7 protein-coding genes and 1 pseudogene are annotated in these 11,676 nt (G+C 64.3%); 2 read left to right on the top strand and 6 right to left on the bottom strand.

Going from position 1 to position 11,676, the window contains the following annotated elements; translation table 11 throughout:
• Positions 1-288: pseudogene (locus tag AC5JJ6_RS23100) on the bottom strand (protein phosphatase CheZ); the annotation flags it as partial.
• A gap of 274 nt (positions 289-562) precedes the next feature.
• On the opposite strand from AC5JJ6_RS23100, the gene AC5JJ6_RS23105 reads away from it, so the two are divergent.
• On the top strand, positions 563-2,815 hold the full coding sequence (locus tag AC5JJ6_RS23105) for a putative bifunctional diguanylate cyclase/phosphodiesterase (RefSeq protein ID WP_496044303.1): 2,253 nt from the start codon (positions 563-565) through the stop codon (positions 2,813-2,815).
• On the opposite strand, the gene AC5JJ6_RS23110 is transcribed toward AC5JJ6_RS23105, so the two are convergent.
• Entirely contained in the window at positions 2,787-3,107 is a 321-nt protein-coding gene (locus AC5JJ6_RS23110) for a heavy metal-binding domain-containing protein (protein ID WP_044429316.1), read from the bottom strand. The genes AC5JJ6_RS23105 and AC5JJ6_RS23110 overlap by 29 nt on opposite strands.
• Positions 3,104-3,361 carry a hypothetical protein gene (locus AC5JJ6_RS23115; RefSeq protein WP_496044304.1) on the bottom strand — a complete coding sequence of 86 codons (258 nt, stop codon included), beginning with the start codon at positions 3,359-3,361 and terminating at the stop codon, positions 3,104-3,106. Before AC5JJ6_RS23115 ends, AC5JJ6_RS23110 begins: the two co-directional genes overlap by 4 nt.
• Before the next feature lie 71 nt (positions 3,362-3,432).
• Here AC5JJ6_RS23115 and AC5JJ6_RS23120 point away from each other — a divergent pair, with 71 nt between their 5' ends.
• A complete protein-coding gene (locus AC5JJ6_RS23120; RefSeq protein ID WP_496044305.1) occupies positions 3,433-4,047 on the top strand; it encodes a TetR/AcrR family transcriptional regulator in 615 nt (204 codons plus the stop codon).
• A 34-nt stretch (positions 4,048-4,081) separates the two neighbouring features.
• On the opposite strand, the gene AC5JJ6_RS23125 is transcribed toward AC5JJ6_RS23120, so the two are convergent.
• The 3 genes from AC5JJ6_RS23125 to AC5JJ6_RS23135 all read right to left on the bottom strand — a co-directional run bounded on the left by AC5JJ6_RS23125 (position 4,082) and on the right by AC5JJ6_RS23135 (position 11,546).
• Entirely contained in the window at positions 4,082-5,410 is a 1,329-nt protein-coding gene (locus AC5JJ6_RS23125) for a pentapeptide repeat-containing protein (protein ID WP_496044306.1), read from the bottom strand.
• Complete coding sequence (locus AC5JJ6_RS23130; RefSeq protein WP_496044307.1) at positions 5,400-9,230, bottom strand: PAS domain S-box protein; 3,831 nt, start codon at positions 9,228-9,230, stop codon at positions 5,400-5,402. The genes AC5JJ6_RS23125 and AC5JJ6_RS23130 overlap by 11 nt, the downstream gene beginning before the upstream one ends.
• A gap of 207 nt (positions 9,231-9,437) precedes the next feature.
• Entirely contained in the window at positions 9,438-11,546 is a 2,109-nt protein-coding gene (locus AC5JJ6_RS23135; protein ID WP_496044308.1) for a putative bifunctional diguanylate cyclase/phosphodiesterase, read from the bottom strand.
• Between the last annotated feature and the right edge of the window lie 130 nt (positions 11,547-11,676).

The raw sequence follows: 11,676 nt of genomic DNA on the forward strand, positions 1-11,676 counted from the left end.
CTCGGTCGGACGGAGGGCGGCGATCTCCCGCCGGGCCTGCGAGATCGAGGCGCTCATGTCCTGGAGCTCGTGCCGAAGAACCTGGACACGGTTCACCAGGTTGTTGGCATCGGCCTGCTGCCGCCAAAGGTCGCGCAGGTCCGACACCAGCACGCGAACTTCCTCCGCAACACCGGTTTGTGCCCGGCGCGTATGCTCACGCAGAAATTCCCGCCCACGTGGGGTGCGGGAGATAAATTCCTCAATCTGCTGAAACTCCGCTTCCGGCAGATGTCCGGGCTCAGTCATCCTCATCCTCCAGCCGGTCGATCCCGCCCCTTGGGAACGAACAGGTCAGTTCACGCGGTTCTATCTAAAAGGACTAATCAGCATTCTCCATCTGCCAGCAAGTGGAATGTTTTTCGCGTCAGCCGTGAAGACGGCTTTTCCGCATAGGGCTGCCGACGGGTGCCAGGCTTCAGCGTCCCTTCGCCGCGCCCGATTTAAGTCACAGTTTTAAGTTTTTTTAAGGGACCATCGATAGGTTGCAACAAGCTATTTCCAAGACTTGGAGTTGAACACGGTGCGGGAGCTGGATCTGAGGGTCGAGCGGCAGAGTTCAGCATTGGGCGCGCTTGCGCGCCACGCCTGTTTCGCTCGAGCGGATCTGGGAGAATGCCTGCGCCGGATCAACGAGGTGGCCATCGCGACGCTGGACGTGGCGCGATCAAGCATCTGGTTCCTGGACGAGCACGGGCAGTCGCTGACCTGCGCCGACATCATCGATGGACCAGAAAAGCGCAGGGCTGAAGACCTTGTCCTGAAGGCGACCGACTTTCCCCGGTATTTCAAAGCGATTCTGGAGGACCGGGTAATCGCGGCCGCCGACGCGCAAGCGGATCACCGCACATCGGAGTTCGCGGACGATTATCTGATCCCCCTGGGGATAGCGTCGATGCTCGACGCGCCGATCCTGTTCGGCGGCCGGACCGTGGGCGTGCTGTGCGTCGAGCATGTCGGACTCCCTCGCGGCTGGCCGCGCGACGAACAGGTATTCACGGCATCCTTGGGTGATTTCGTCGCCTTGGCGCTGGCGGCGGAGGATCGCAACCGGACGGAGGCAGCACTGCGCCGGGCGGAGGAACGATATCGCGGCATCTTCGAGAACGCGATCGAAGGGCTGTTCCAGATGTCCCCGGACGGCCGGTTCACCGACGTCAACCCCGCCATGGCCCGGATGCTTGGATTCGACGACGCGGCGGGTTTCATGGAAGCCCGTGCGCCCGTGGGCGCCCCGCTGTTCGTCGACGCGTGCCGCCGCTCGGAACTGATGCAACTGGTGGCGACGCAGGACCGCGTCGTCGGCTTCGAGGCATCGCTGTTCCGCCGCGAGGGACCTCCGATCTGGGGCAGCTTCAGCATGCGCACCATCCGGGGTCCGGACATGCAGGTGCTGCGGCTGGAAGGATCGGTCGAGGACGTGACCCTGCGCCGGCGGGCCGAAGACAGGCTGGCCCATGTATCCCTGCATGACGGTCTGACCAACCTGCCCAACCGTGCGCTTTTCATAGACCGGCTCGCCCAGTCCCTCGCCCGGATCCGGCTGGCTGGGAGCGGCTCGACCACCGTGATCCTGATCGATTACGACGGGATGAAGCTGATCAACGACAGCCTCGGTCATTCGATCGGCGACCGGCTGCTGGTCGAAATGGCCCGCCGGCTTACGGCATGCCTCAGACCGGGCGATACTCTTGCCCGGCTCGCCAGCGACGAGTTCGTCGTACTGGCGGACCGCGGCGCGGCGCTGGCTTTCGCCGAGCGACTCGGTGCCGCCTTCTCGGTACCCTACGATCCCGTCCCCGACCAGGATGAGATCTTCCCGACCGCCAGCATCGGGTTGGCCTTCCACCAGGGGTCGAGCGGGTCGCCGGACGATCTGCTCCGCCATGCCGGTACCGCGTTGCATCAGGCCAAGGCCCAGGGCCGCAGCCGGTGTCTTGCGTTCACGCCCGAAATGAAGTCCGAGCCGCTGCTGATGCTGAGGCTCCAGAGCGACATGCGCCGGGCGATCGAGCGCGACGAATTCCTTCTGTTCTACCAGCCGGTCGTGTCGCTGCCGGACCGCCGGCTGACGGGGTTCGAAGCCCTGATCCGCTGGAACCATGCGCAACGCGGATTGATCCCGCCGGCCACTTTCATCCCCATCGCGGAGGAAAGCGGACTGATCACCGATCTGGGCGACTGGGTCACCCATGCCGCCTGCCGCCAGATGAGGATCTGGCAGGACCGGCTTGGGCCGGGAACCCCGCTGACGCTGAGCATCAACATAGCACCCGCCCAGTTGGCCCATCCCGACGCCTGGGCGCTGATCGACCATGCCATGATCCACAGCGGGGTCGATGTCCGGAGGATGAAGCTGGAGGTGACGGAAACTGCGCTCGCCGGCGACGACGACCTGATGTCGCACCGGCTACGGGGGCTGCGCGAACGGGGATTTCAGATCCTCATCGACGATTTCGGTACCGGCTACTCGTCCATGAGCCGCCTGCACCGGTTCCCGATCGACGGGTTGAAGATCGATCAGTCCTTCATCCGGCCCATGCTTTTCGATGGCGACAGCGCCGCGATCGTCAGGACGGTCGTGGCCCTCGGCAAGGCGCTGGACCTGGACCTGTATGCCGAGGGCGTGGAGGACGAAGGGGCCGCGGTAGCGTTGAGCCGTCTCAACTGCGAGTTCGCCCAAGGCTATCTTTTCGCCAAGCCGCTGCCGCTGGAAAAGGCCGATGCGCTGATCGAGGAGATGCTGATCAGCCCAAGCGCACTGCCGTGCCATTGATGCTGACCATCAGCATGCCGTTCTCCTTGCCGAGCACCTCGTAGTCCAGGTCGATGCCGACCACGGCATCGGCCCCAAGACGCTTCGCGGCATCCTGCATGTCGGCCATCGCATGCTCGCGGGCGTCCTTGAGCGCGTTCTGGTAGCCTCCCGAACGGCCGCCGACGATGTCGCGGATGCCGGCGAAGAAGTCGCGGAAAACGTTGACGCCGATGATCGCCTCCCCGGTCACGACACCGAGGTAGTCGATGACGCGGCGGCCTTCCACCTGATCGGTCGTCGTGATTATCATGCATGTTCTCCCTTGATTTGGCGGACGGGCGCGGCTTTTTCGCGGACCTTGATTTCAGCAGCCCTTGAGATGGCGGCGAATGCCTTTTGATCAAGAGTGTCGAAGTGTGCGAGACGGCGGGGAAGAGAAAAGGACGGGACATTTTGCCGCTGCGGCACTCCAAGGGACTGCTTTGAAGGGTGAATACTGGTAATAATAGAAATAACCCTGGTATTTTTGTGGTTTAGAGCCGCGACGGTGACCGGGGACGACAATCGCATGTCACCCCGGCGCATCCAGCGGCTGTCGTCTTGGCACCGGCGCCCAACTAGGGAGAAGCAGTCTGATGGAAAAAAAGCAGCTCACGCCCAAACCCGGCGACCGGCTTCTCAACACTGCCACGCGCCTGTTTTGTCTTCATGGGATCAACGCCACGGGGATCGACAGGATCCTTGCCGAAGCGGGGGTCGCCAAGATGACGCTGTACAACCAGTTCGGCTCCAAGGAAGGCTTGGTCTTCGCGGTGCTGGAGCGGGAAGGCGAAGCGTGGCGGTCGTGGTTCCAGACGGCCGTGGACCAGCTTGCAGGGTCGCCGGCGGAAAAGCTGGTCGGCATCTTCGAGGTGCTGGAGAACTGGTTTCAGCAGGACGGCTTCTATGGCTGCGCTTTCATCAATACGGTCGCCGAACACAACAAGGAAGATCCGCGCATCCGCTCGCTTGCCATGGCCCATAAAAGAAAAGTCCTTGCGGTCATCCGGTCGCTAGCCGACCAGGCTGGCGTATCAGACCCGGAAGCGGTGACCGAATCGATCGGCATTCTGGTGGACGGCGCCATCATCGCCGCTGTCATCACAGGCACCTCCGAACATGCCCGTCATGGTGCGGACGCAGTCCGCATGATCCTGAAGTCGCAACTGCCCCTGCGGCAGTCCGCGCCGAGCCATGCCCACGCGGCCTGACGGCGGCGAGGTCTTCCGGAGATGCGCCGGCCGCTCAGACAGGCGGCGCCTCGAAGCCCCTGACGCCGGCCAGATCGGCGCCCTCAAGGTTGACGCGGTCCATCTTGGCCCCCGTCAGGATAGCCTGCCGCAGGTCGGCGTCCCGAAGATCGGCGTCGGTCAGATCGGCGCGATGCAGTTCCGTCCCTATCATCCGGGCACGCCGCAGCGACGCCCCGGCCAGAGACGCTCCCCAGAAGCGAGCCCGCTCCAGATTTGCCGAGAGCAGCCGGTTCCCAGCTCTCTCGTTCAGGCGCACGGAATCGAAGATGGCGCCAGACATGTCCGCATCGGCGAGAAATGCGCGGCGCAACGTGGCGGCCCGCAGATCGCAGTTCCTAAGATCGGCGCCTCGCAGGTCGGACATGGTCAGATCGACCACCGTGAGGACGGCACCGGCCAGTTTGGCGCCTGCCAGCACGCAGTTTGTCAGGATGGCGCCACCCAGATCGACGCCCGGAAGATCGAGCCCGCTGAGATCGAGTCCGGCAACCTCGAACCGCTTGCCGTCCCCTCCTTTGGTGCCTATCCAGAGTTCGTGAGCCTGCACCATGTCCGCCACCACGATACTGGCCGCCGGCTGCGGCAGGTTTCTCGCATCGCCGGCAACCGACAGTATCTCGCCATCGACGACGGCGCCCATCAGGTCGGCTCCCGTCAGCTGGGCATTCCTCCAGCTGGCGCCCCGCAGCACGGCGCCGTGCAGCGTGGCGCCGGAAAAGTCGACATCGCTGAGGTCCGCCCCTTCAAGAACGACGCCGGTCATGTTGGCCTTCCGGAAATCGACGCGGGACAGCTTGGCCCCGGTCAAGATCGCATCGGTCATGTCCACCTGCATGGCAAGCGTCCCGGCGATGCGCGCCCGTGTCAGGTCGGCCCCCTTCAAGCTGGCGCCGACGAGTTCCGCCGGAGCCAGCTCGAAGGATATCCTGTTCTCGTCGCCGACGCGGGCAAGCGACCCTTCCCGGATATTCGCCAGTTCCAGCACGGCGGAGGTAAGGTCGGCGCCGCGAAGGCAGCAGCCCCGCATATCGGCCCGGCTCAGGTCGATCTGCTGCAACTGCGCCAGCCTCAGATCGGCGCCATAGAGTATGGCATCGCTGAAGTCGGCTCCGCGTGCGTCGATCCCCTTGAGCAGCGCTCCGGTCATATCGGCGCCGGACAAGTCGCCGCCGGCAAAGCTCAGGCCGGACAGGTCGTGGAAAGCCAGATTGGCACGCGTGCCCTGCTTGGACCCGCGCTTGAACCATGCGTGACGCGCGATCACCGCACTTAGCTGGGTCTGGTCCAGCTTCACCCAGTTGTCCGGCACCTTACCGGTCATCTACGATATCCCAGGGTTGAAGTTGGCGTTGAGTGCCGAGCACGCGCTCGATCGGCAAACGAACGGTGACGGTAGTGCCTATGCCGACCGCGCTGTCGATATCCAGGGTGGCGCCGTGCAGGCGGAGGAACGAACCGACGATCACGAGGCCAAGGCCGGTCCCTTCCTCGCCTGTCTTATGGACATTGCTGGCGCGTCCGAAAGCCTCCAGCACACGCGGGATCTCTCCCTCCGGAATGCCGATGCCGGTATCCTTGACGACGACGCAAACGCCGCCGGATGCATCGGTCATGGTGCCGATCTCGACCACGCCGCCGGGAGGCGTGAACTTGACGGCATTGGTCAGCAGGTTGACAACGACCTGCTTCAGAGTCCGGGGATCGCCCATGACGACCGGCACCGGATTGGCCCGTACGGCGATCACGACGCCCTTCCCCGCCGCGCGCTCGCGCAACAGGCGGACGGACGCGTCCACGGTGACGGTGAGATCGACCTGCTCTTCCTCCATGACATGGCGGCCCGCTTCGATCCGGGAGATATCCAGGATATCATTGATCAGCGACAGCAGGTGACGCCCGCACTGGTCGATGTCACCGGCATATTCGAGGTATTTTTCCGATCCGAGCGGTCCATAATACTCACCCCGCATGATCTCGGCGAAGCCGATCACCGCGTTCAGCGGCGTCCGGAGTTCGTGGCTCATGCGCGCCAGGAACTCGGACTTGGCCTTGTTGGACTGTTCTGCGGTCAGCAGCGCCAGATCGGCTTCACTCCGGATCAGGTCCAGCCGGTTGGACACTTTGACGAACTCGCCGAACTGCCGGTCCAACTGCCGCAGAGCCGCCCTGAGCTGCGCCTCCACCGCACGCGTCGACGATATATCGGTGGCTATGCCGACATAGCGCGGGCCGGCGGCCGTTCCGAACGACGCCATCGCGATCCGCAGGGGGAAGGCGGAACCGTCGCGCCGCCGCCCGGCGATCTCGGCCATCCTGGACGGGTTGACGGGATCGGGCTGGAGCAGGCTGAGCGCCGCTGCCCCGGATACGACCTCGTCGGTCAGCAGCAGGCCGGCATCCAGCCCCCTTACCTCTTCCGCCCGCCAGCCGAACATGCGTTCGGCGCAGGGATTGAACTGCTCGATCCGGGCAGACTCGTCCAAGGTCACGATGGCGGTCGGAGCCACCGCCAGGATGGTGCGCAGTTGCGCCTCGCGTTCCGCCAGAGCCTGCCGCGCCTCGATCTCGTCCGAAATGTCGGTCAGGGTGCCGACGAAGCGCCTCGGCTTGCCGTTCTGCCCGAACGAAGCGGCGCCGCGCGCCGCGATCCAGATCCACCGCCCCGATTTGTGGCGCATCCGGTAGGTCGCTTCGAACAGCGGCGTGCGGCCCGCCAGGTGATCCGCCATGGCGGAATCGGCAGCAGGCTGATCGTCGGGATGTATCCGCTCCCGCCATGCTGCGTCGCTGGCCGCCAGAGCGTCCTCGTCATGCCCCAGGATGTGGAAGTAGGAGGCCGAAAGCCAATGGTCGCCGTTCGACAGGTCGGCGTCCCAGATGCCGCAACGGGCCGCGGCGGCGGCAAGCCGGAACCGCTCTTCGCTTTCGCGCAGTGCCCGGGCGGCCCGCCGCCGTTCGCTGATATCGGTGATCAGCAGCAGGGCGTAGGTGTGGCCATCGAGACCGTTGAACGGTTCCCGGATGACGTCGACGGTACGGGACCGGCCGAACCGCGTTATCAGCTGGCTCTCCCGCCGGCGCTTGCGGCCGTCGGGACGCGTCTTTTCCGGTCGCGTACGCTGGGACTGCCGGATGGGCTGCGCATCGGTGCGGCTTTCCTCCTCCAGCAGTGTCCCGATCGGCCGGCCAAGAAGCTCCACCATGTCGTAGCCGGAAAGGCGGCACAGGGTATGGTTGGCCCTGATGCAGATACCGTCGTCGCTAACGACGGCAACCGCCATGGGGACGGCCTGAAGCAGGGTGTCCAGCAGTTCGAAGCGCCCGTACGCACCACCGTAGGCCACCAGCGGAACCGGCTCGGCAGCCGGCTTCCGGCGAGGCTGCACGCTACTATGGCCGATGTTGCGGTTGGGTGGAAAGATGACCGTGATGACGGTGCCCTCGTTAGGCGCCGTTTCGACCATCAGTTCCCCATCGTGCAGCTCGACCAGCCGCTTGACGATTGCCAGCCCGAGGCCCGTATCCTCGTGCCTGCGGTTGAGCGCACCGTCAAGCTGGCTGAACGGTTCCAGCGCCCTGGGAACATCCTCCGGGTTCATGCCGATACCGGTATCCGTGACCGACAGCGCTATGGAGCCGTCGGGCTCTTCGCGGATGTCCAGCCGGACGACTCCGCACGTTTGGGTGAACTTGACCGAATTGGACAGGAGGTTCAGGACGATCTGCCGAATGCGGGTTTCATCGCCGCAGATCACGGGACCCGGCCGGGGTGCCGCGCATTCCAGCTTGACGCCTCCGGAAGTCGCCAGCGCTTCCACCAGGGCAAGCTGGCTGCGCGCGACGGCCGTCAGGTCGAGCGACATCTCCCGTAGGGTCAATTGGCCGGCATCGGCACGAGACAGGTCCAGGATATCGCTGATCAGGGTGAGCAGGTGCCGGCCGCTGCCGACGATGTCCTGCACGTAGCCCTGGTACCTGTCGTTCCCCAGGGGACCGAAAAGCTCGTCCCGGAGGATCTCGGCGAAGCCGATGATGGCGTTCAGCGGCGTCCTCAGTTCGTGGCTCATCATGGCCAGGAACTCTGACTTCGCGCGGCTGGCCAGTTCGGCCTGATCCTTGGCGACACGAAGAAGGTTGCCCGTCTCCACCAGCGCGGTGACATCCGTATGAGCGCCCACCATCCGGAGCGGCCGGTGCTCCTCGTCGTACACGGTGGCGCCCCGTGCCAGGATGTGCCGGATCGATCCGTCCCGGTGCCTGTAGCGGACCGTCTGTTCGTACGGGCGGCCGTCCTGCCAGTGACGGTGAAGCTGTTCCTGCGCAGTCTCCTGATCTTCGGGCATCAGGATCTGGCGCAGGGCGGCAAGATCGTTGGGCAGTTCCTCGTCGGAATAGCCCAGCATCTCCTTGAGGCGCGGCGACAGCCAGAGATCATCGGTCCTCAGGTTCCAATCCCACAGCCCATCGCGGGTGCCTTCGACCGCCAGCCGGAATCGATCGCGGCTTTCCTGAAGCTGCCTCTCCAACTCTTTGTGATCGGTGATTTCGATTCCGACCGACTGGTATTCGACCACGGCGCCGTCCGGGCCGAAGAAGGCCCTATCGCTCCACCGCAACCATATCCGGTTGCCGTCCGGCAAATGCGCAAACCGTTCCGTGATGCCCAGCGGATGCTCCTGGGTCAGGGATGCCAGCGCCTCCTTGACCGGGGTGAATTCGTCGGGCGACATAAGGTCAGCGATACGCCTGCCCAGCACCTTGGCCGGCTCGATGCCGAACCGGCGCGCATAGGCGCCGTTGACGAAAGTGAGCCTGGTGTCCCGATCGTACCGGCAGATCAGGCCAGCCTGATCCTCGACGATGGCGCTGATGCAGGTTTCCGGATGGACATCGTTTGGCGAGCATGCCGGTCGGCGGTCCGCCACGGTGACCAGGATCCGCACGACGGCACCGTCGAGGACGACCGGCGCCAGCACCAGATGCCACCGTTCGGCCCCCTTGGCGAGTAGCACGACATGGTCCGTTTCGACCGGAACGGTCCCTGACCGGCACAGTTCGAGATCCGGTTCCAGCCCGGCCGCGAGATCCGGGAGCGGCAAGCCGCCGAGAGCCGCCGAAAGCCGTCTATTGGCCGAAAGCACGGGTGTCGAGCCTCCGGTCGGAGAACCGGCCACGAAAACAGGCGTTCCGATCGTCTCCAGAAATGTATCAAGGTCGTTGGGCGGACAGCGGGCCAGCATGTATCGGGAGACCGACGAATGAGTGAGTTACCACTTTCGGTCACACGAACAAAAATCGCCACTGGAATTTAGCTTCCGGCGCTTGTGCTACCAATTGGTCGCGCCCCTTCACTCCGCCGGGACCATCGATCCGATCCGGGTACCGGACCTCCAGCTATCCGGCTGATCGCCGATCAGGAGCACCAGCGTCTTGGGTGGCACCGGCTGCGAGAACAGGTATCCCTGCAACAGGTCGCACCCGACATCGGTCAGGAAGTCCCGTTGCGCCAATGTTTCGACGCCTTCCGCGACGACAGTCAGCCCCAGGCCGTGGGCCATGCCCACGACGGCGCGGACCAGCGCGGAATTCTTGCGGTTGTGAGGTACGCCGTCGACGAACATGCGGTCGATCTTGAGCTTGGTGATGGGAAGCTGCTGGACGTAGCTGAGCGACGAATAGCCGGTGCCGAAGTCGTCGATCGCCGTTTCGACGCTGATGGAAGCCAGTTCGGATATCGCCTGGACAGTGGCCTTCAAATCCCTGACGGCCGCCTGCTCGGTGATCTCGATGCCGATCAGCCCGGCCAGATGGGGTTTTTCCTTCATCAGCTCCGCAAGGCGAGTGGTCAGCCTGCCGCGCAGGAACTGCTGGCCGGAAACATTCATGAATACCCGTCCGCACTGGACGCCCTCGCCATGCCAGCGGTCGACTTGGTCTGCGACGGCCTCCAGCACCCAGTCGGTGATGGAAACGATCAGGCCGCTGTCCTCTGCGATCGGAATGAACTCGGCCGGAGAGACCGCACCCAGGTTGGTGTGCGACCAGCGCAGCAGCGCTTCGGCTCCGGCGACTCGTCCGCTCTTGGCCTCTATGATCGGCTGGAAGACCACGTTGAGCTCGTTGCGCTGGACTGCATGGGCCAGATGCATCGTCAGCAGCGTCCGGCGGCTCGCTGCCAGCGCCATTTCCGGCGTGTAGAAGCAGACGCCGTTGCCGCCCTGGTGCTGCACGGTCTGGAGCGCCAGCTCCGCCTTGGTCAGCAATTCCTCGACACGCTTGATGCTGGGATCGTAGACGGCGGCCCCTATGCTCATGCGGACCAGCACGAGCTGCCGGTCCACATAGATCGGACTGAGCAGCCGGGCGTGGACCTGATCCGCGATATCTTCCGCCGCGATGCGGCTGGGAAAGCGGGCGAGTGCCGCGAACTCGTCCGCGCCGACGCGGCACAGGACGCTGTCGCGCGGCAGGACCTCCGCAAAGCGGGCGACGATGGCCTTCAATACGCCGTCGCCGATATGGTAGCCCAGTCCCTCGTTGATCTCGCGGAACTGATCGACGTCGAAGCTGAAGACGACATGAGTCATGTCGCCGCACGGCAGCCTGACCGCCATTTCACGGTCGCATTGCTCCAGAAATGCGCGGCGGGTCAGCAGACCCGTAAGCGGGTCGTGATTGGTCAGGAAGCGGGCACGTTCTTCCGCCGCATGCCGGTCGGACACGTCCCGGGCGATGCCGATGAAGGTTACCTCGTCGCCGAACCTCATTTCCCCTACGCTGAGATGGATCGGAACGACCGAGCCGTCCTTGCGCTTGGCAAGCACCTCGCGGCCCGTGCCGATGATCTTGGCCCGCCCCGACGACATGTAGTTGTCGACATAGCCGGCGTGGCGGTGCTGGTGCGGAGCCGGCATCAGCATGGCGATGGGAGCGCCGACCAGCTCGATTTCGTCGAAGCCGAACATTTGGCAGCAGGCGCGGTTGACCGATTGGATGACGCCGCGGGAGTCGATCGTCAGAATGCCGTCGACTGCCGCATCCAGCAGCGACGTGACGAACTTTTCCCGGCGCAGCAGGATGTCGAGCGCTTGCTGACGATCGGTAACGTCCTCGATCGAGGCCATGTACCCGACCACCGTCCCCGCGCGATCGGCATGCGGGATCAGGAAGCCGGAGACTTCCGCGGGTCCTGTCGCCGGAGGCGAGACCGCGAGGCTGAACGACACGGTCTGCCCGGCCATCGCGCCGGCTTCCAGCGCGTCTATCCTTCCGCCGGGCTCCTGACCCAGGATGGCCGCAAGGGTCGATGGCATATCCGAAGCGGGATCGAAGCCGAAGGTCCTGGCAAAGTTGGAGTTGGCGAACCCTATGAGCCGGTCATGCCCGAAATACGCAAGGCACATGGGTGACTTGTCGAGATAGCTGGAGGCCAGCGTAGCGATGAAAATGTCATCCATCGCAGTGACGAAGGCCTCGAAAGGATCCGCTGATTGACCTTCGGCCATCACTCCACTCCGCAGGCGCTTTGGGCCGGCAATTTTTCGATCGCGCCGCACACAAAAATTTTCCGAGGTTTGCCATATAACA

This window comes from Skermanella sp., assembly GCF_059503625.1.